Origin of the sequence: Nitrosomonas halophila (assembly GCF_900107165.1) — a bacterium.
Taxonomy (GTDB): domain Bacteria; phylum Pseudomonadota; class Gammaproteobacteria; order Burkholderiales; family Nitrosomonadaceae; genus Nitrosomonas; species Nitrosomonas halophila.
The window spans coordinates 35,357-53,631 of record NZ_FNOY01000002.1 but is presented as its reverse complement, the minus strand read 5'-3'; the positions used below and the strand labels follow the sequence as shown (position 1 = coordinate 53,631).

The following is an 18,275-nucleotide window of genomic DNA, read 5'->3' as shown; positions in this document are numbered from 1 at the left end:
TGAGAGTTAACTGGTAAGACGTTTTTGCCAGTAAGCTGCGTGACTAAGCAACTCGGATTCCTTGAGAGTAACAAGTTCTTTATTGTCCAGCAATAGCTGCCCGTTGATCCACACATGGGTGACCTGTTCACGTCCGGCAGTATATACGAGATGTGAAACAGGGTCGTAACAAGGGGACAACTCGAGCTCAGAGAACTCGACTGCAACAATGTCTGCTGCCTTGCCTGCAACCAGGCTGCCGGTTATCTGTTCCAGCCCCAGTGCCTTGGCGCCATTCAGGGTCGCCAGGCGCAATGCCTGCCAGGCGGGCAGCGCGTCGGCCTGACCGCTGAAGCCTTTGGCAAGCAGGGCGCACAGGCGCATTTCCTCGAACATGTCGAGCCGATTGTTGCTGGCTGCACCATCCGTGCCCAGGCCAACGTTGACCCCCTGCTGGAGTAAAGTGGTGATGGGCGCTATGCCGCTCGCAAGTTTGAGATTGGAGGTCGGGCAATGTGCGACATGTCCGCCATATTGGTTGAATAGACTGATTTCATCCTCGTTCAGGTGGACCATATGTGCGGCGATAAGATTCGGGCCCAGCAGCCCGAGCCGTTGCAGTCGCATCAATGGGCGTATGCCATGGGTTGTGAGGCTTTCTTCAATTTCAGCCTGTGTTTCGTGCACATGAATATGGACGGGCAGTTCAAGCTGCTCCGCCAGCGTCATGACTTTGCTCAGGGTTTTGTCGCTGACCGAATAGGGTGCATGCGGGGCCAGGCAAAAGGTCAGCAACGGATGGCGGGGATACTGGTCGCGCAGCGCCAGCCCCTTGGCCAGATAATCATCGGCATCGCTGGCATAGGCGCTCAGAAAGTCGATCACGACCAGCCCGATTCCGGCTCGCAGGCCACAGGCCGTGACCACTTCGGCTGCCGCCGCCGGAAAGAAATACATGTCGTTGAAGCAAGTGATGCCCCCCTTGAGCATTTCCGCGCAGGCGAGCTGTGTGCCCTCCCGCACAAAGCGTGCATCGACGAATCGGGCTTCAGCCGGCCAGATATGTTGTTTGAGCCATGTCATCAGCGGCAGGTCATCGGCCAGGCCGCGCATCAGGGTCATGGCGGCGTGGGTGTGCAAATTGATCAATCCGGGAATGAGGGCGTGCTGTTTCAGTGCGACATGATGGGCGGGTTGGTAGCGCGACCGTGCTTCAGGGATGGGCAGTATCGCTTGGATCACGCCTTGGTGAACGGCAATGGCATGTTCTGTCAGGATGCTGCTGGATGGCTCGACCGGGATGATCCAACGAGCTTCGATCAAGGTATCGATGACTGTGGGGTGCATGGTGTATGGGGATGCCAAAATATGTCCCTGTCCGATTATCAACAGATTCACACAGTCTGAAACAATTTATGGTTAGTTTCATGGTGTGCAAGCGCACCTTGCGTGACTGCTGACGCTTGCCGGACAGCCTCCTGGGAGGCTGTCCGAGAATAGCGATCGTAGCGAGGGCGAAGCTGGCTGAGCGGGATTTTTCGATCATTTGAGGCGAATAGTTGTTCTATTCAACGAAAAGGATCGAAAAATTCAGCCTGGCAGGTTCGTCCGCAGTAGATCAGCCTGTTCTCGGATAGTCTCCTAGGCAGACACCAAAAAGCCCTGTGCGAAGACAGGGCTTTTTGGTCGATTTCAAAGGAAAATCAGTGGGCTTCTCTGGTGCCTGCGACTTCGATTTCCACGCGGCGATCGGGTGCCAGACAGGCGATCAGGTCTCTGGTGGCACGGACGCCTTTACAGCTATCGCCGGTCACTGGATTGGCTTTGCCTTTGCCGTCGGTAAAGACGCGGTCCGGGCTGACGCCGAGCGAGACGAGATAGCTCTTGACGGCTTCGGCGCGTCTGACGGAAAGTTTTTTGTTGTACTCATCCGATCCAATCCGGTCGGTGTAGCCGACAGCTATGATCAGGTCGTAATTGACATTTTCCAATTTGCCGACGAAGTCTTCCAACGCTTGCTTGCCATCAGGTTTCAGTGCTGCCTTGTCAAAATCAAACAGGGCATCGGCCGAGAAGGATACTTTTTCAGGCTCCGGCAGTGGTGCGGGGGCTGGCGGCGGTGGTGGTGCCTCGACAACTTGCTCGGGCTGTTTGACCAGATCCGGATCACATTCATAGATGGCCATGGCAGGTGTCCAGTAACCGGTACGCCAGCATAAGCCGGTAGAATTTCTGACAACAACGCCGCGATCGTCTACGCTATAGGCTTCCGTTTTTTCGGCCACGCTGAACCCCTGTCTGGCAGAAATGCCATCCAGGCCATGCATATCGGCCATTACTGCGCCGGCACTCAGCAGCCCTGGCAAAACAACCGCCCCGATTAGGTATTTCTTGGTTGATATTATCTTATTCATGCTATTGTCCTTATGTATAAAAACCCTGGTCTCAATCATCACACCCACTTCTTTCATGGATCATGCCTGCTGACACGATCTTTCCCTTGATCCTGGCCTGAAAATGATTGTTCATGCACTGCTTGATTCGATTATGAGTCGTTCCTTTTATTTTTGTCAAACGCGTGTGTTGTCTTTACACAACAGTGTATCAATCATATTTGGAGGCCTGCCATTAAATTATCGGCAACTTTTCTGGAAAATATATGCAGACAGGTTGTTCTCCGATGACATCTTGTTCATTTTCTGTTCCGAAGGCCAGAAATATTTATATATGATATGCAAGTTCAATATGGAGAATGGCCGTGATTGAAACTAGTGCCATGCCAGCAATGGCAGTCCATAATCTGAGCCGCCGTTTCGGCCGCCACAACGCGGTGCACGAATACAGTCTGCAACTGCATCGCGGAGATATTCTGGGCCTGCTGGGGCCGAATGGTGCGGGCAAAAGCACGACGATGCGGATGTTGACGGGCAATCTTGCGCCCAGCAGTGGCAGCGTGCGTATTTGTGGCGTGGATTTGGTGGCGTATCCGCTGGAAGCCAAGCGGTATATCGGTTATTTGCCCGAAATGCCGCCGCTCTACCGCGAGCTGACCGTGGACGAATACCTGCGATTTGCCGCCAGACTGCATGGTATGGATAGTGCGGCATTGCCGGCCGCCCTGGACGAAGTCAAGCAGCGCTGTGAATTGAACGCAGTCGGCAAGCGCCTGATCGGCGTGTTGTCCAAGGGTTTTCAGCAGCGTGTCGCACTTGCCCAGGCCATCATTCATCAGCCGGAAGTGATTGTTATGGACGAACCGACGGCGGGACTCGATCCCAATCAGATTCAGCATGTCCGTGCGCTGATCCGTGAGCTTGGCCGGTCGCATGCGATCATATTTTCTACCCACGCTTTATCGGAGGTTGAAGCGGTTTGTAGCCATGTGCAAATTATGCATCACGGCAGGTTGGTTCTGGATGCCGGGCTGGGTGCGCTGAAGCAGCAGAGCGAAAACCTGGAAACCCTGTTCGGGCAGCTTACTATGGGAGATAGACCTATGCGGGAAGCGACAAGATGATCACCACCATTGTTTGCAAGGAACTGAAAATATTATTTGCTTCATCCCTGGCGTGGATTTTTCTGGCCTTGATGCAACTGGTGCTGGCCTGGGTATTTCTGGAGCGCCTGCATACCTTCCTGGCGATACAAACGCAGCTCACCCAGCTTGTCAATCCACCCGGCATCACCGAAGTGATCGTGGCGCCGGTATTTTCCGTGGCATCAATCGCTTTTTTGATGATCACGCCGATTTTGAGCATGCGCATGCTGGCGGAAGAGCGGCGCAATCATACATTGGTGATGCTGATTTCCGCACCGGTATCCATCGCGGCGATCGTGCTGGGCAAGTTTGCTGCGCTGATGGTTTTCTTTCTGCTGGCATTGCTGCTGATCTTGGTGCTGTCCAGCTCACTGCTGGTTGGCGGTACCCTGGACTTCGGATTGTTATGCAGTAATGTACTCGGGCTCACGCTGCTGGCTGCCTGTTTTGCATCCCTGGGGTTATATCTTTCCAGCTTGTTTTCGCACCCGGCGCTGGCCGCACTGAGCAGTATGGGTGTTTTGCTGTTTTTGTGGCTCCTGGATATTGTGGCGCTGGATGTGGTGGCGCATTCGGTTCGTTATCTATCGATATTCCAGCATTTCGAGAATTTCAATCTGGGCTTGATCGATACCTTTAGCCTGGCTTTTTGCCTGCTTTTTGTGGTGGCCTTTCTGGCATTGACCATGCGTCAGCTTGATAGGGAGCGCTTGCATGGTTAAACAGGGGCGACCGCAGAGAGGGATGGTGCGTATTTTGCTGGGGATCTTGATGGTGTTGTTGGGGGTGTGGGCGCTGGAATACCGTATGCAGTGGGATATCACCCAGAATGGCCGCAACAGCCTGAGTCAGGCCAGTGTCGATCTACTCCAGAAGCTGGATGGACCGGTGCAGGTGACGGCTTATGCAACGGCGCAAGACCCGCAGCTGGGGGATGTGCGCGGCATGATCCGTAATTTTATTGCTGTCTATCAACGCATCAAGCCTGATCTCACGCTGGATTTCATTGATCCGGCCGAGCAGCCACAGCTTGCGCACGAGGCAGGTGTCAAGCTCAATGGTGAGCTGGTAGTGCGCTACCATCAGCGCAGCGCGCGCCTGACGGCCATCAATGAACAGGCGTTCACCAATACCTTGCTCCGGCTGGCGCGGACCCATGAAAAACGCCTGCTGGCTTTATCCGGCCATGGTGAGCGCAAGCTGGACGGCATTGCCCAGCGCGATCTGGGAGACTTCGGCAGCAGGCTGGAGGCAATCGGTTTCAACAGCGAGGCATTCAATTTTGCTGATGAAGCGGATATTCCGCGCGATACGAGCGTGTTGCTGATCGCGTCACCGCAAATTGATCTGCTGGAGGGGGAAATCGATCAACTGCTGGATTACCTGGCGCGAGGCGGAAATTTGCTATGGCTGGCCGACGTGGGTGCATTGCATGGATTGTTGCCATTGGCGGAGAGACTGGGCATTGTTTTCACGCCCGGCGTGATTGTCGATCCCCAGGCGAAGCGGTTGCGTGCGCCGCCTGGATTCGCTTTGGGCACACTCTATGGTCGGCATGCCGTGACCGAGAATTTTGATTATCTCACCGTGTTCCCGTTTGCGCGCCAGCTGATTCTGGAACACAATAGGGAGTGGTTCGGCAGTGTATTGGTGGAAGCTGCCCCACAAGGTTGGGTGGAAACTGGCGAGATCAGCGATGAAGTCTCATTCGATGCGGACAGCGATGTGGCGGGCCCGGTCAGCGTGGCCGTGGCGTTGAGTCGGATTGTGGATGATCGCGAACAGCGCGTGATCGTGGTGGGAAACGGGCATTTTCTGGCGAATAGCCATCTCGGTAATGGCGGCAATCTCGATTTCGGAATCAATATGCTCAATTGGCTGGCCGGAGATGAAGCTCTGATCGCGATTCAACCATCCGCTACGGTCGACAGCCGGCTGGTGCTGAGTGAATGGGCATTGACCGTGATGGTGGGGGTCTTCCTGGTTGCGTTGCCGCTGGCATTCCTGGCAAGCGGGATTTTGGTCGGCTGGTATCGCAAGCGCCGATGATGCTGGAAGACGGTAAAACTGGCATGAATCCGACGTCGGCCAATAAGGTGGATGGCAGGCGGAGCACCCTGACTCAGCGGAATCGGGGTGTTTGATTATGCCGGAATTGCCAGAAGTCGAGATCACCCGACGCGGGGTTGCGGCCCATTTGACTGGCCAGCGCATCGCGCAAGTGGCCGTGCGGCATACGGGGCTGCGCTGGCCGATAGCCGCCAATCTGGCATCGGTTCTGCCGCAGCAAATCATACATGCCGTGAGCCGGCGGGCAAAATATTTGCTGATGGCCTGCGATCATGGCGTGTTGATCATTCATTTGGGCATGTCCGGCAGTTTGCGTGTTTTGTCCGAACCGGTGGCACCAGGCAAACACGATCATTTCGATCTGCTGCTGGCCAACGGTCGCCTACTGCGTTTTCGCGATCCGCGTCGATTCGGCGCAATTTTGTGGTGGCCAGGCGACGATGTTTGCCAGCATCCTTTGCTGGCCGGGTTGGGCCCCGAGCCCCTGAGCGAGCAGTTTGACGGCAAGGTTTTGCATGCCAGGACGCGTGGCCGGCGCATCAGCATCAAGGAAGCGCTCCTGAATCAACATATAGTGGTTGGCATAGGCAATATTTACGCCAGCGAGGCCTTGTTTCATGCAGGGATTTCCCCGCTGACATCGGCTGGCCGTTTGGGGGTGAAGCGCTGTGAGCGATTGGCCGAAGCGGTCAAGGTGACTTTGCTGCGTGCGATCGAGGCGGGCGGCAGCAGTCTGCGGGATTTCGTCGATTGCGGGGGCAGTCCGGGATATTTTCAACAGCAGTATTGGGTTTATGACCGCACGCACCAGGCCTGCCGACAGTGCGGCAGGCCCATTATGAAGATACGGCAAGGACAGCGCTCGACTTTTTATTGCGCGAATTGCCAGCGCTAGTACTCCGTTCCGCCAAACCGCTTACATGAAATCGCGCCTTCGCCTGTCATGCGTTGTTGCAAATCCTCGCCATAGCTACGGCTATGACTGCGGTTTGCGCCTAGCCTGGCAGGCGAATCCATCGATTTCATTTGTAAGCTAATTGACGGAACGGAGTACTAGGAGGTTGCGCCTGAAACGCCTGATCGCTATTTGATAGGGTCAATCGACGACTCTTCTGAAGTTATAGAAGAATAGGGCGCCTGCAAGTATCAAGACCAGCGGCCAGTTGGTCAGCAACTCTTCCCACCATTCGGTCCCGACTTTGATCGGCATCTCCAGGCTGAAGTCCTGATTATCAAGATTCTGGCCCTGGATATACAGGCTGTATTGCCCAGGCTGGTCCAGCTGCAGCGCTTGGGAGATGGTGCCGGATCGATACAGGCTGGCTGGCAGTGACAGTATGTCTCGTTCACTGCCTGCTGCTTCCAATTTAGCCAAGCGCAGTGCCAGGGGTTTGTCGCGTATGGCTTCTGGGTAGAGCAGGTCGATCGTCACGTCAAGCATGCCGGGTCCGGGCACTTTGCCGCATAGAACGGGCACTGACAGGGCGCTCATGGCATCCTGTGGAATCTCGTAATCCTTGGGAATCAGGTAGGCGGAAAAGCCGATCAGCAGTGAATCGGTTTCGATCGTGCAGGTGCCGCCACGAAAGCCTTTGGGATAGGTGTCGGACATATCGCCCTGGGAGCTGACATGAAATTGCATCCCTATCAGTACGATCACGCTGATAATACCCAGGGTCACCAGCAAGCGTCGCGTATTTAAAGATAATTCTTGCCAGGTTTCCATCATGGTTTGTAATCCTTTTTGAAAAATATAGATATAACTAACCGGCATATCTATATATCAATAATGGCATGAAGTCAAACCTTGACCATGGATCAGCGCGCAAGCATGCTGCTCGGATAGCCATTAAGGCGAGATTGCCAGAAGACATGCGTGATGATTGGCTGCTATGTTTGCAAGCAACTCAATCTGTGGCAGCGCTACGGACTGAGCCAGCCGGTTCATTCAGTTTGCAGGCTATTTGCAATCCACTGTTCGAATAATGCGATTTCCGCTTCGGCCTGGCTGTCTCCTATCATTGGCTCTGACAATCGGTCCATTCTGGCTGCCTTCGAACATGCCTTCCAGGCTGTCCAGTTTTAATCCAAGCGGTGGGCGTAGCCGTCCAGCCGAATGACAGATGACACAGCGGGCTTGTAGGATCGGCGCGATGTCTGCTTCATAAGTGACCATCTCTGCCGCCAGAGCGGGTGTGGCATGGAGTGCCGTGAGTAGCCAGTAAATTTTCATTCAGAGGCGCCTGTCAGGTCTTATGGATTAGGAATCGGTTGAGTCATTGACGGCATATGGGCCTGGCCATTTCCCGCTCTCGCAGACATGGCAGCGGTTACGAATATAGCCAGCCATCCAGCCGCTGCTGGAGCGTGTCGTATGGGCAATAGCCCATGGTTATCAGCCGGTGCTGTGCCGCTTTCTCGGCCACGAGCGCTGGAAACCCGGTGATGCCCCATGCTGCTGCGCGGCGGAAATGATCGAGGGTTTGCTGTTTTGTCTGATCGGATTCGAAAGTCTCGATGAAACGGGTTGCCGGCAGATGCAATTCGGCTGCCAGTTTTTTTAAGTTATCCGGCTGCGTGACATCTACCTGTTCAAGGTAAAACGCCCGTTGCACTGCCGAAAAAAATGGAAAGACTTGCGAAGGTTCGATCAGCGCTACGCTGATCAGCGCCCGGCTGGCAGGCTCGGTGTCATAGATGAAATTTTTCGGCAAGGCATTTTCGAACTTGAATGGCTGGCCGGTCGTAGCTTGTACGGATTGCCAATGATGCAGGATCTCTGCTCTTTTGGCTGGCGCCAGTGGCAGCTTGGTGCCGGGCCGGAGCCCTCCCAGCAGCAGTCGAATGGTCAGAAGCTGCGAGTATTCCGTTCTGATTCGTTCTATTACCGGCGCGAACCCCCAGCACCATGAGCACATGGGGTCTGCCACATACCATAGCGTGGGGGTGGTCATGTTGACAACTCAGGCGGGGCCTGTCACGCTGCCGAACGCGAAGCACGCTTGCGTTCATGTTCGAGCAGCAAGCGTTTACGGATCCGGATGCTTTTGGGCGTGATTTCAACCAGTTCATCATCGGTGATGAATTCTATCGCGGATTCCAGTGTGAGCTGGATGGGGGGTGTCAGCACAACTGCTTCATCGTGACCCGATGCGCGAATATTGGTCAATTGCTTGCCCTTGATCGGATTGACGACCAGATCGTTGTCGCGGCTGTGTATGCCGATGACCATGCCCTCGTACAGCGGATCGCCGGGGCTCACGAACATCCGTCCGCGTTCCTGCAGCTTCCACAGCGCATACGCGACTGCTTCGCCATTTTCAGCCGAGATCAACACGCCATTCTTGCGCGATGCGATGTCCGGGCGCATCGGTGCATATTCATCAAATATATGACTCATGATGCCAGTGCCGCGTGTCATGGTCAGGAATTCCGATTGAAAACCAATCAACCCCCGTGCAGGAATGCGATATTCCAGGCGTACCCGTCCGCGCCCATCTGGAATCATGTCCAATAGATCGCCGCGCCGCGTACCGATGGCCTCCATGACAGGGCCCTGGTTGGTTTCGTCCACGTCGATGCTCAGGATTTCAAACGGTTCGCATTTGACCCCATCGATTTCCCGGATCACTACGCGGGGGCGCGAGACAGCAAGCTCGTAGCCTTCGCGCCGCATGTTTTCAAGCAGAATTGTCAAATGCAGTTCACCCCGACCCGAGACCAGGAATGAATCGGTTTCACTGGTTTCTTCCAGCCGCAGGGCGACATTGGTCAGCAGCTCCTTTTCCAGGCGCTCACGCAATTGGCGGCTGGTGACGAATTTGCCTTCCCGGCCTGCGAAAGGCGAGGTATTGACCTGGAAGTTCATTGAGAGCGTGGGTTCATCGACAACCGGCATCGGCAGCGCTTCGGGCCGTTCGATATCTGTCAGCGTGGTGCCAATGCTGAGTTCTTCGATACCGCTGATCAGGACGATGTCACCGGCAGCCGCTTCACTTAGTTGGATGCGGTCCAGGCCCTGGAATCCCGAGACCTGATTGACGCGCGCTTTCTTCATTGGTTGATCGCCGGTCATGACCATGACATCCTGCCCTGGCCGGATGCGGCCGCGGTTAATGCGGCCAATTCCGATGCGCCCGACAAAGCTCGAATAATCGAGTGCGTTGATTTGCAATTGTAGCGGTCCGTCGGGGTTGCCAGTGGGCGCTGGTACATGTTTGAGAATCATGTCAAACAGTGGACGCATATCTTTGCTGGGCTGATTCAAGTCCAATGTGGCGAAACCGTTCAACGCGGAGGCGTAAACTACAGGAAAATCGAGCTGTGCTTCCGTCGCGCTCAGTTTATCGAATAGATCAAAGGTATGATTCACGACCCAGTCGGGCCGGGCGCCCGGTCGATCGACCTTGTTGACGACTACGATCGGGCACAAACCCAGCGCCAGGGCTTTGCGGGTGACGAACCGGGTTTGTGGCATCGGACCTTCCACGGCATCTACTAGCAGCAGGACGCCATCGACCATTGACAGCACGCGTTCGACTTCGCCGCCGAAATCGGCGTGTCCGGGGGTGTCCACGATATTGATATGGACACCTTCATAGTCGATTGCACAATTTTTGGAGAAAATGGTAATGCCGCGTTCGCGTTCAATGTCGTTGGAATCCATGACGCGTTCGGCTATTGTCTGATGGGCGGCAAATGTGCCGGCTTGATGCAGGAGTTTGTCGACCATGGTGGTTTTGCCATGGTCTACGTGGGCAATAATGGCGATATTGCGGAGCTGGCGTGTCATAATAAACGTGTCCTTGAGAATCAATCTGGGCGGGCTAGCCAAATTCATTATTATAACAGCGGATGCGCCTGGCCGGGTTGGTCCGGCGCATGCATGGCTGCAAGTAAATTATTTATTACATTCAGGAAATAATCGATGTTTACAGGAATCGTTGAGGCTGTTGGTCGAATCAAATCCGTGGATGCTGGCGGGGATACCCTGCGTGTCCACATCGATCCTGGCGGCATGGATTTATCGGACGTTGCCATCGGCGACAGTATCGCTGTCAATGGTGCGTGTTTGACGGTGGCCGCGCTGGAAAATAATTCTTTCGCGGCCGACATTTCTGGCGAAACTCTAAACTGCACTTGCGGTCTGAGTCTTTTTGACAATCCAGTTAACCTCGAAAAAGCGTTGCAGTTCTCCGATCGATTGGACGGCCATCTGGTAAGCGGTCATGTCGATGGCGTGGCGGAAGTGGTGCAATTCCGGCAGACAGGCGATCGTTGTCTGCTTGCAATCCAGGCGCCCGAAGCACTATTGAAATATATTGCCCCCAAGGGATCGGTCACGGTCGATGGGGTCAGTCTGACGGTGAATCAAGTCACCGGCCTCAGTTTTGAAGTCAATCTTATTCCCCATACATTGCAAAACACGAATTTCAAATATCTTGAACAAGGCAAAAAAGTGAATCTCGAAATCGATATCGTGGCGCGCTATGTGGCGCGCTTACTGAACCAGGCATGACGGCAGATATGGTCATTAGTCCAATAGAAGAAATTCTGGCTGATTTCAAGGCCGGCAAAATGGTCATCCTGGTCGATGAGGAAGATCGCGAAAATGAGGGTGATCTGGTGCTGGCCGCGGATTTTGTCACGCCGGAAGCGATCAATTTCATGGCCAGGCATGGCAGAGGGCTGATCTGTTTGACCTTGACCGAGACGCGTTGCCAGCAACTCAAGCTGCCGATGATGGTGGTAGCCAATCATGCGCCATTGGGCACCAATTTCACGGTTTCGATCGAAGCAGCCAGTGGCGTCACGACAGGTATTTCTGCCGCCGACCGTGCCTGCACGATTCAGGCAGCAGTCAAGCCGGATGCCAGGCCTGAGGATCTGGTTCAGCCCGGTCATATCTTCCCGCTCAAGGCGCAGAAAGGCGGCGTGCTGGTGCGCGCAGGCCATACCGAGGCGGGATGTGACTTGGCGCGCATGGCTGGATTGACCGAGGCGGCTGTGATCTGTGAAATCCTCAAGGAGGATGGCGAAATGGCGCGGCTGCCGGATTTGATCAAATTTGCTAGGCAGCATCAGCTAAAAATTGGCACGATCGCGGATCTGATTCACTATCGCAGTCTGACCGAGAGTCTGGTGGAGCGGATAGCCGAACGGCCGATACAAACTGCTCAGGGAGCATTCAGGCTGGTTGCTTACCATGATAGAATGATCGGCGTGATGCATCTTGCGCTGGTAAAGGGTGTGCCGAGCGCCGACAAGGAAGTGCTGGTGCGTGTGCATGAGCCGCTGTCCGTGATCGATATACTTGAAATCGATGACTGTACCCATTCCTGGAGCGTGCACGACGCGATGTCTGCCATTGCGTGCGCAGAGCAAGGGGTGATAGTGTTGCTCCATCGAAAAAATGATGCGCATATCCTGGCAGAGCGCATTGCGCAGACCCGGCCACGCCAGCAAGATAAACCTACCGCTGATTTGCGCCATCATGGCATAGGCGCCCAAATTCTGAAAGACTTGGGTGTTGGCAAAATGCGCTTGCTGGCTACTCCCCGTAGAATGCCCAGCATGACAGGCTTCGGTCTGGAAGTGACCGGTTATCTGGAGCCTAAACGCCGCTCATGTGACTGAAACCCCCCAACCATCAGTAATCAATTTCATTCTTTAAGGAGCATTCCGCATGGCCTACTACGACAATATTCTTGAGCTCGATACAAGTCTTAAGGGTGATGGGCTCCGCATTGGCATTGTTATGAGCCGTTTTAATATCGACGTTGGCGAAGGGTTGCTTGGCGCCTGTACCGCAGAGTTGGTCAAACAGGGTGTGCTGGAAGCGGATATGCTCCTGGTGACAGTACCCGGTGCACTGGAGATCCCGATTGCCTTGCAGAAACTGGCCATATCCGATCAGTACGATGCCTTGATCGCACTGGGCGCAGTCATTCGCGGTGATACCTACCACTTCGAGATTGTGGCCAATGAATCCGCGCGTGGTTTGGCCTCGGTCGCGCTGGAGTGTGATATTCCCATCGCTAATGGCATTCTTACCACCGAAAGCGAGGACCAGGCGCTGGCCCGCATGACACAGAAAGGGATTGATGCCGCACAAGCCGCGCTGGAAATGGCCAATCTCACCTTGAAACTTGATGAAATTGACCAATCTACTGATGTATGACCTTGACTGATTCTGTTGCACCTGCGAAGCCGGCGCCAAAATTCAAAAAGCGCCGCCATTTGTCACGAGAGCTTGCCTTGCAGGGAATTTACCAATGGCGGTTGGCTGGCGGCAATGCCAGTGATATCGATGCTCAGCTACGTGAGGCCAAAATTTTCAGCAGGGTCGATGCCGCTTATTTTGCGGATTTATTATATGGCGTGCTGGAACATGTCACGGCATTGCAGGCACAAATTCAGCCTTGCCTGGACCGTCAGTTGTCTGAGCTCAGTCCCGTAGAGTTTTCGATTCTATCGCTCAGCACCTATGAATTGGTTCACCATCCGGAAATACCCTACCGGGCGGTCATCAATGAAGCAATCGAATTGGCCAAGAGCTATGGTGGCACAGACGGGCATAAGTATGTCAATGGCGTATTGGACAAGTTGGCCAGCCGGCTGCGGCCCGAAGAATTGGCGCTGCACCGTACCCGTCCTCTCAAACAGAATTAATCCGCCTGGCTGGAACAGGGATTGTCCGTCTCCGGTAAGGGCTGGTATCAGCGATGAATTCCGAGTTTGATATCATCCGTCACTATTTTTCCCGTGCGCCCAAGCATGCGTTGTTGGGCGTGGGGGATGATGCCGCATTGGTGGCTTGTTCGCCAGGCAAGGATTGGGCCATTTCGACCGATACATTGGTGGCGGGGCGGCATTTCTTCCCGGATGTCGCACCCGACAAATTGGCTTACAAGGCGCTTGCCGTGAACCTGTCCGATATGGCTGCGATGGGCGCGGCGCCGCGCTGGGTCACATTATCCCTGACATTGACCGAAGCGCTGGCGCAAAATGACGACTGGCTCAAGGGTTTCGCCAGCGGCTTCTTTGCATTGGCGGATTTATATCAGGTCGAGCTGATAGGCGGCGATACGACGGGTGGGCCGCTCAATATTGGGGTACAGATTATCGGTGAAATTCCGGCTGGCAAGGCACTCAAGCGCAGTGGCGCAGTGTCAGGCGACGATATCTGGATCTCGGGAGAGCTCGGAAATGCCGCCATGGGGCTGGCATATTTGCAGCGGCGCTTGGTACTGACAGCAGAGGAGGCTTCGCCTTGCCTGCGTGCGTTGCATGCACCGCTCCCTCGCGTCCGGCTTGGTCAGCGATTGTTGATGCTGGCGCATAGCGCCATTGATATTTCAGATGGGCTGGTGGCCGATCTGAGCCATATACTGGCGCGCTCCGATGTTGCGGCGGTCATCGATTTGGAAAAGATTCCCTGTTCTTCGGCCATGAAGAGCAGATTGTCCCTGGGACATACTGACCGGCAGCTGGTTATTGACTGTTTGTTGGCGGGCGGGGATGATTATGAATTGTGTATGACTGCACCTGAGAGCAAACGTGAGGCTATTGTGCGGCTTGCGCATGAATTGGACATTCCTCTTTCCCGTATCGGCAAGATCATGACAGGAAGCGGATTGACTATTCTGACTACCACTGGAAATCCTGTAATCGTTGAGAGAAAAGGCCATGATCACTTCCTTGCCCGATAATTATTCGCCACAACATCGACGCCCATTGAAGCCGGATATTGCGTTTGTCCATGTCAGGCTGGCGCATTTCGTTGCCATGGGGGCTGGTATTGGCTTGATACGCTTCGCGCCCGGCACGATGGGCACGCTGGTGGCATTTCCGCTTTATTGGTTCCTGGAAACGCTGGTCGAACCCATTTCACTTTTGCTGATTATTGATGTCTTCTTTATTCTGGGTATCTGGGCCTGTGCCGTGACGGGCCGGGCGCTCGGCTCGCCCGATCATTCTGGCATGGTGTGGGATGAAATAGTGGCCTTCATGCTGGTATTGTTTTTTACCCCGGATCACTGGCTCTGGCTACTCGCGGCTTTTGTGCTATTCCGTTTTTTCGATATCGTCAAACCTACGCCGATTGGCTATTTGGACAGCAAGCTCAAAGGCGGGTTGGGTGTCATGCTCGATGATTTGGTCGCTGCCTTCTATACGCTGCTCTGCCTGGCGGGTTGGAAGTCAATGGTGTTGTTTGAGAGCTATTTCTAATGCCTGATGGCCATTCCGAGCCGAGTGATCAAGCGTTGCTGTGCCTGGCCCAGCAGCTGGGCGATGTCCTCCGGATAAATGGTTTGCTGCTGGCGACTGCGGAATCCTGCACGGGCGGTTGGATAGGGCAGGCAGTGACCGCTGTGCCGGGCAGTTCCGGTTGGTATGACCGGGGCTTCATCACCTATAGTAATCTGGCCAAGCAGCAAATGCTAACCGTGCAGTCGGTGACATTGAAGACCTTTGGCGCGGTTTCCGAACAAACCGCCAGGGAAATGGCGCAAGGGGCGCTTAAAATGAGCGCAGCGCAGGTTGCTGTGGCAGTCACGGGGATAGCCGGGCCCGATGGCGGGTCGGTAGCAAAACCGGTGGGGACCGTTTGCTTCGGCTGGATCGTTAAGGATCGGCTGCTAAATAGCGCAACCTGCTTGTGTAAAGGCGATCGTGAGACAATCCGGCGACAGGCCGTCGCTACCGGGTTGCAGGGCACCCTCGATCTACTGCAGTCCCATTCTCAATTGGCCTGAACGGCAGGGTGGCAGGGTGCACTTGCGCACCATTCGTCCAGCAATAATCAATCATCGGCTTTAAGCTGCGCAAACGCAGGCGAGGCTCAATGGGCTGCAGCCATCCAGCCGCCCAGCGTATGCCCAAGTTATTCATTAACGAGTCCTTAAGTCCTGTTAGAATACATTGTGAAGCTGGCTAGACAGTCGCTGCCTGGATAACCAGGGAGAGGAAAGTCCGGGCTCCATAGAGCGGGATGCCGGTTAATGGCCGGCCGCCGTGAGGTGAGGAACAGGGCCACAGAGACGAGCGTATTAAGTTACGGTGAAACGCGGTAACCTCCATCCGGAGCAAGACCAAATAGGCAGATGATGACGTTGCTCGCCGAGTCTGCGGGTAGGTTGCTTGAGCGCATGGGTAACCATGCGCCTAGATGAATGACTGTCCATGACAGAACCCGGCTTATCGGCCAGCTTCGCTATTCCTGGGTCAACCAGGCGCTGCCGCTGCATCGATTGTCCGCCTGTATTCCCTTTTTTCTCGAGTACAGCCCTATTTCTTTATCTTGATCTTGTATGGCTTGGCCTCAGAGCAAGCGTGGCCCCAACCCTTGTTTGCATACGCACTTGCACGTCCTATGCAGGGCCACTGTTGCCGGGTCATGGCGCATCCAATGATGACCGGTGTACAAAACAAAAAGGGCGATAGATAAGTTCTATCGCCCTTTTCTGGTCATTCAGCTATCCAAGCATTTACTTAGAAATCGTGACGTACGCCTACAGAGTAGACATTACGGTCAGCATCGCCGACAACGATGTTTCTATCGTTTACCCAGACGCGTTGGTAACCACCAAACAGGCTGGAACGACGGCTCAGGTTGTGAATGACGCCGACAGTGATGTTTTCTACGTTGCGTTTGGCAGAAGCGCCGAAGATACCTCTTGCGCCCTGGCTTTTCGCTTTGGTCATACCACCCTGTGCGACCAGCATGGTGTTGCCAATGGTGTAGTCTGCGCCCAGCATCCAGAGATAACCATCGCCATTTGCATTCATTGCGGAGTTACATTGGCCACGGCCACCATCCAGACTGATAGGTCCGACTGCTTGACCAAAGGCAGCTGCATCGGTACAGGTTGCCGCGCCGCCGAATGGGTTGGCATTGTTGACATATTCATATTGTCCACGTAAACGGAACTCATCATAGCTCAGGCTTGCACCGCCACGGTAGATTTCTTCATTTCTTCCGCCGACATCTTTCTGCCATTCACTTCTGTTGTCTCTGGAATAGCCACCAAAAACGTCTACGCCCAGTGCATCAAATTGTGCACTGTACTTGGCAGCAATCTGGAAATCCCATTCACCATTTTTGCCGCCAGCGTTGGTAGGATCTCCACCTACACCGAAGTTGTTGGCCGCAGGACTCAGTTTGTCAGCGCTGCCAGGCATCAGCAAAGCAGACAAGGAGAAACCTTCTACGACCGGGGAGTCGTAGCGTACTGCGCTGTTGACAAAACCGTTATCGCCAGCGCCATAGCCATTCAGCGAGGAGACCATCAGACCGCCACTACCGGTGGCGTGCAAGCTGGTGTAGGCGAATGGATCGATGGTTTGACCACCGGCAAAGTCTTTGAAAGGCGATTGTACGCGGCCGAATTTCAATTCACCCCATTGATCGCCACCCAGACCGACCCATTGTTCACGTGCGGTTTGTTGTCTGCCCGAGCCTGGGTTGATGGCAAATTCAACCCGTCCCAATGCACGCAAACCCATTCCCAAGTCTTCAGCGATTTGCAGACCCCAGCGGGATTGCAAAGCATCATCGGTGATCGCTGTTTGATTTCTGAATCCATCGATATCAATGGTAGCGTATTCAGCTTGCAAGCGACCGAAGATGGTGACATGCGTGCCTTGAGCGGAAGCCATCAATGGCGCTGCCAAGGCTCCGGCCACAGCCAGAGAAATCAGTCTTTTTTTCATTTGAAACTCTCCTTAAAGATTAAAACAACCACAATCAACGATAAAGATCGTAATGTTGAACATTGCACATTCAAAATCTACCGAGGGCATGCGTCTTGAATGTCTTGCTTGATTCAGACCTTCCAGATCAGAAGGGTTAGTCGGATTGTGCCCAAGAGGAATCAGTCGCGCAACAATAAACAAGCTTTTCTTGCTTTTTCTGCCTTGATTTGTTGTTTTTGAGCAACACATCAACCTTGCTAGTCGAGAAATCCATGGATGGCAGGAAAAAATCGCTTCCCGATCAGTTGATGTGGTGGGTGTCCCGGATCACTCAGGGAAGTGCGGCGTGCAATTGCTAGGGTGGAGGGTTGATGCCTGTCCGGGTCATTATTCGCTACTCGTGAATTTCTCCAGCGCACGCCGGACACGCTTGGTTGGCCTGCCCTTGCCCTCGAAATGGGGTTGTGCTTTCAGTTTCTCGGCGAGTTCTGCGCGCGCCTGACGGCTTTCATCGGTTTCGTGGTAGAGCTTCTGCGCCGTCGTGGCGGGTCCGCGTTTATTCGATAATGCCAGCACTTCCACTTGATAATGATAAGGTCCTATACGGATATCCAGTCTGTCGCCCACCGAGAGGGTTTTGGAGGGTTTGATCCGTGCACCATTGATATGCACCCGCCCCCGTTCGATCGCTTCGGCGGCCAGTGACCGTGTCTTGAAAAAGCGCGCGGCGAATAACCATTTGTCAATGCGGTATTTCTCGCTTGGAACCGGCGCACTCATTTAGCGATAGCCAGAAAAAGGGAATGTGATTGACTCGGAATCTTCACTTGGACTGGTCGAATTGTGCGGTTTTTGCCACATGGCAGAGCTTGGTTGCATGGTTGTCCCAGGTTTGTGAGCATCGTAGCAATCGGGCGGCTACGAAAATGAAGAATTGTTTTATGCATCATGATGTAATTTAGCCATATAAACTCGCCTAGTACTCCGTTCC

General features: G+C 54.2%; 19 protein-coding genes and 1 other RNA gene. 12 read left to right on the top strand and 8 right to left on the bottom strand.

The genetic code is table 11. The annotated features are described in order from the left end of the window. Positions 1-6: 6 nt before the first annotated feature. Together BLV85_RS00800 and BLV85_RS00795 are read right to left on the bottom strand one after the other, a co-directional pair. Complete coding sequence (locus BLV85_RS00800; protein WP_090411216.1) at positions 7-1,326, bottom strand: TRZ/ATZ family hydrolase; 1,320 nt, start codon at positions 1,324-1,326, stop codon at positions 7-9. Between the two features lie 356 nt (positions 1,327-1,682). Then, positions 1,683-2,393 carry an OmpA family protein gene (locus tag BLV85_RS00795; RefSeq protein WP_090411214.1) on the bottom strand — a complete coding sequence of 237 codons (711 nt, stop codon included), beginning with the start codon at positions 2,391-2,393 and terminating at the stop codon, positions 1,683-1,685. A 344-nt stretch (positions 2,394-2,737) separates the two neighbouring features. Between BLV85_RS00795 and BLV85_RS00785 the strand changes: the two genes are divergently transcribed. From BLV85_RS00785 to mutM, 4 genes are all read left to right on the top strand, one after another. Further along, a complete protein-coding gene (locus BLV85_RS00785; protein ID WP_342706978.1) occupies positions 2,738-3,496 on the top strand; it encodes an ABC transporter ATP-binding protein in 759 nt (252 codons plus the stop codon). Beyond that, entirely contained in the window at positions 3,493-4,239 is a 747-nt protein-coding gene (locus tag BLV85_RS00780) for an ABC transporter permease (protein WP_090411117.1), read from the top strand. Before BLV85_RS00785 ends, BLV85_RS00780 begins: the two co-directional genes overlap by 4 nt. Further along, a complete protein-coding gene (locus BLV85_RS00775) occupies positions 4,232-5,566 on the top strand; it encodes a GldG family protein (protein WP_090411115.1) in 1,335 nt (444 codons plus the stop codon). The genes BLV85_RS00780 and BLV85_RS00775 overlap by 8 nt, the downstream gene beginning before the upstream one ends. 97 nt (positions 5,567-5,663) lie before the next feature. Further along, entirely contained in the window at positions 5,664-6,482 is an 819-nt protein-coding gene (gene mutM, locus BLV85_RS00770) for a bifunctional DNA-formamidopyrimidine glycosylase/DNA-(apurinic or apyrimidinic site) lyase (RefSeq protein ID WP_090411113.1), read from the top strand. A 201-nt stretch (positions 6,483-6,683) separates the two neighbouring features. On the opposite strand, the gene BLV85_RS00765 is transcribed toward mutM, so the two are convergent. The 4 genes from BLV85_RS00765 to typA all read right to left on the bottom strand — a co-directional run bounded on the left by BLV85_RS00765 (position 6,684) and on the right by typA (position 10,379). Then, positions 6,684-7,316 (bottom strand): hypothetical protein, encoded by a 633-nt coding sequence (locus tag BLV85_RS00765; RefSeq protein WP_090411210.1) that lies wholly within the window; start codon positions 7,314-7,316, stop codon positions 6,684-6,686. A 231-nt stretch (positions 7,317-7,547) separates the two neighbouring features. Continuing rightward, the gene (locus BLV85_RS00760; protein WP_090411111.1) at positions 7,548-7,820 is read right to left on the bottom strand and encodes a hypothetical protein; all 273 of its coding nucleotides are present in this window, start codon (positions 7,818-7,820) and stop codon (positions 7,548-7,550) included. 97 nt (positions 7,821-7,917) lie between these two features. Next, complete coding sequence (locus BLV85_RS00755) at positions 7,918-8,541, bottom strand: DsbA family protein (RefSeq protein WP_090411109.1); 624 nt, start codon at positions 8,539-8,541, stop codon at positions 7,918-7,920. Between the two features lie 23 nt (positions 8,542-8,564). After that, positions 8,565-10,379, bottom strand: a complete 1,815-nt coding sequence (typA, locus tag BLV85_RS00750; protein ID WP_090411208.1) for a translational GTPase TypA — start codon at positions 10,377-10,379, stop codon at positions 8,565-8,567. 135 nt (positions 10,380-10,514) lie between these two features. On the opposite strand from typA, the gene BLV85_RS00745 reads away from it, so the two are divergent. The 8 genes from BLV85_RS00745 (at position 10,515) to rnpB (ending at position 15,806) form a co-directional block, all read left to right on the top strand. Further along, positions 10,515-11,105, top strand: a complete 591-nt coding sequence (locus BLV85_RS00745; RefSeq protein WP_090411107.1) for a riboflavin synthase — start codon at positions 10,515-10,517, stop codon at positions 11,103-11,105. Between the two features lie 8 nt (positions 11,106-11,113). Further along, complete coding sequence (gene ribBA / locus BLV85_RS00740; RefSeq protein WP_090411206.1) at positions 11,114-12,223, top strand: bifunctional 3,4-dihydroxy-2-butanone-4-phosphate synthase/GTP cyclohydrolase II; 1,110 nt, start codon at positions 11,114-11,116, stop codon at positions 12,221-12,223. Between the two features lie 49 nt (positions 12,224-12,272). Further along, positions 12,273-12,767 carry a 6,7-dimethyl-8-ribityllumazine synthase gene (gene ribH / locus BLV85_RS00735; protein ID WP_090411105.1) on the top strand — a complete coding sequence of 165 codons (495 nt, stop codon included), beginning with the start codon at positions 12,273-12,275 and terminating at the stop codon, positions 12,765-12,767. Beyond that, a complete protein-coding gene (nusB, locus tag BLV85_RS00730) occupies positions 12,764-13,258 on the top strand; it encodes a transcription antitermination factor NusB (RefSeq protein ID WP_090411103.1) in 495 nt (164 codons plus the stop codon). The genes ribH and nusB overlap by 4 nt, the downstream gene beginning before the upstream one ends. A gap of 53 nt (positions 13,259-13,311) precedes the next feature. Next, positions 13,312-14,298 carry a thiamine-phosphate kinase gene (thiL, locus tag BLV85_RS00725; RefSeq protein WP_090411101.1) on the top strand — a complete coding sequence of 329 codons (987 nt, stop codon included), beginning with the start codon at positions 13,312-13,314 and terminating at the stop codon, positions 14,296-14,298. After that, entirely contained in the window at positions 14,276-14,818 is a 543-nt protein-coding gene (locus BLV85_RS00720; protein ID WP_090411099.1) for a phosphatidylglycerophosphatase A family protein, read from the top strand. Before thiL ends, BLV85_RS00720 begins: the two co-directional genes overlap by 23 nt. Further along, positions 14,818-15,345 (top strand): CinA family protein, encoded by a 528-nt coding sequence (locus BLV85_RS00715; RefSeq protein ID WP_090411097.1) that lies wholly within the window; start codon positions 14,818-14,820, stop codon positions 15,343-15,345. Before BLV85_RS00720 ends, BLV85_RS00715 begins: the two co-directional genes overlap by 1 nt. A 170-nt stretch (positions 15,346-15,515) precedes the next feature. Beyond that, positions 15,516-15,806: RNase P RNA component class A (rnpB, locus tag BLV85_RS00710), an RNA gene on the top strand. Between the two features lie 275 nt (positions 15,807-16,081). On the opposite strand, the gene BLV85_RS00705 is transcribed toward rnpB, so the two are convergent. Beyond that, positions 16,082-17,302 (bottom strand): porin, encoded by a 1,221-nt coding sequence (locus tag BLV85_RS00705; RefSeq protein WP_090411095.1) that lies wholly within the window; start codon positions 17,300-17,302, stop codon positions 16,082-16,084. 369 nt (positions 17,303-17,671) lie between these two features. Then, positions 17,672-18,064, bottom strand: coding sequence for an RNA-binding S4 domain-containing protein (locus BLV85_RS00700; RefSeq protein WP_090411093.1), 393 nt, complete (start codon positions 18,062-18,064; stop codon positions 17,672-17,674). Between the last annotated feature and the right edge of the window lie 211 nt (positions 18,065-18,275).

Coding starts and splice junctions, on each gene's coding strand:
- BLV85_RS00800 (WP_090411216.1), bottom strand. CDS start 1,326: ATGCACCCCACAGTCATCGATACCTTGATCGAAGCTCGTTGGATCATC.
- BLV85_RS00795 (WP_090411214.1), bottom strand. CDS start 2,393: ATGAATAAGATAATATCAACCAAGAAATACCTAATCGGGGCGGTTGTT.
- BLV85_RS00780 (WP_090411117.1), top strand. CDS start 3,493: ATGATCACCACCATTGTTTGCAAGGAACTGAAAATATTATTTGCTTCA.
- BLV85_RS00775 (WP_090411115.1), top strand. CDS start 4,232: ATGGTTAAACAGGGGCGACCGCAGAGAGGGATGGTGCGTATTTTGCTG.
- mutM (WP_090411113.1), top strand. CDS start 5,664: ATGCCGGAATTGCCAGAAGTCGAGATCACCCGACGCGGGGTTGCGGCC.
- BLV85_RS00765 (WP_090411210.1), bottom strand. CDS start 7,316: ATGATGGAAACCTGGCAAGAATTATCTTTAAATACGCGACGCTTGCTG.
- BLV85_RS00760 (WP_090411111.1), bottom strand. CDS start 7,820: ATGAAAATTTACTGGCTACTCACGGCACTCCATGCCACACCCGCTCTG.
- BLV85_RS00755 (WP_090411109.1), bottom strand. CDS start 8,541: ATGACCACCCCCACGCTATGGTATGTGGCAGACCCCATGTGCTCATGG.
- typA (WP_090411208.1), bottom strand. CDS start 10,379: ATGACACGCCAGCTCCGCAATATCGCCATTATTGCCCACGTAGACCAT.
- BLV85_RS00745 (WP_090411107.1), top strand. CDS start 10,515: ATGTTTACAGGAATCGTTGAGGCTGTTGGTCGAATCAAATCCGTGGAT.
- ribBA (WP_090411206.1), top strand. CDS start 11,114: ATGGTCATTAGTCCAATAGAAGAAATTCTGGCTGATTTCAAGGCCGGC.
- ribH (WP_090411105.1), top strand. CDS start 12,273: ATGGCCTACTACGACAATATTCTTGAGCTCGATACAAGTCTTAAGGGT.
- nusB (WP_090411103.1), top strand. CDS start 12,764: ATGACCTTGACTGATTCTGTTGCACCTGCGAAGCCGGCGCCAAAATTC.
- thiL (WP_090411101.1), top strand. CDS start 13,312: ATGAATTCCGAGTTTGATATCATCCGTCACTATTTTTCCCGTGCGCCC.
- BLV85_RS00720 (WP_090411099.1), top strand. CDS start 14,276: ATGATCACTTCCTTGCCCGATAATTATTCGCCACAACATCGACGCCCA.
- BLV85_RS00715 (WP_090411097.1), top strand. CDS start 14,818: ATGCCTGATGGCCATTCCGAGCCGAGTGATCAAGCGTTGCTGTGCCTG.
- BLV85_RS00705 (WP_090411095.1), bottom strand. CDS start 17,302: ATGAAAAAAAGACTGATTTCTCTGGCTGTGGCCGGAGCCTTGGCAGCG.
- BLV85_RS00700 (WP_090411093.1), bottom strand. CDS start 18,064: ATGAGTGCGCCGGTTCCAAGCGAGAAATACCGCATTGACAAATGGTTA.